The organism is Stenotrophomonas sp. SrG, assembly GCF_050031795.1.
Classification (GTDB): Bacteria; Pseudomonadota; Gammaproteobacteria; order Xanthomonadales; family Xanthomonadaceae; genus Stenotrophomonas; species Stenotrophomonas rhizophila_A.
In genome coordinates this window covers 1-242 of the sequence record NZ_JBNBBE010000988.1, presented here as the reverse complement: position 1 = coordinate 242, position 242 = coordinate 1, and the positions used below count along the sequence as shown (strand labels likewise).

Genomic DNA, 242 nt, shown 5'->3' with positions numbered 1-242 from the left:
CTCACGCGCCCTGGCCGACGTCGTGGACCAGCGACACGCCCACCGCCGCCAGTCGGCCGAGCACCCGGGGCGCCCGCCCGACGCCGACGTTCCGGTCGCTGTGCGAACTGAACCAGATGCGGACGGTGCCCTGTGCCGCAATCTCCACCCCGACCTCAGCGTGTGCCTCACGCCAGCCCCGCTGTGCCTCCAGTCCCGCCTCGCAGCCCTCTTCGGAGGCCTCCCGCCACCCCTCGGAGAAG

The 242-nt window shown here is 73.6% G+C and carries 1 protein-coding gene; it reads right to left on the bottom strand.

Annotated features, from left to right (window positions below; translation table 11 throughout):
* Position 1: 1 nt before the first annotated feature.
* The coding region (locus tag ACQG3P_RS22450) for a hypothetical protein (RefSeq protein ID WP_426806290.1) at positions 2-242 on the bottom strand (241 nt) is incomplete at its 5' end.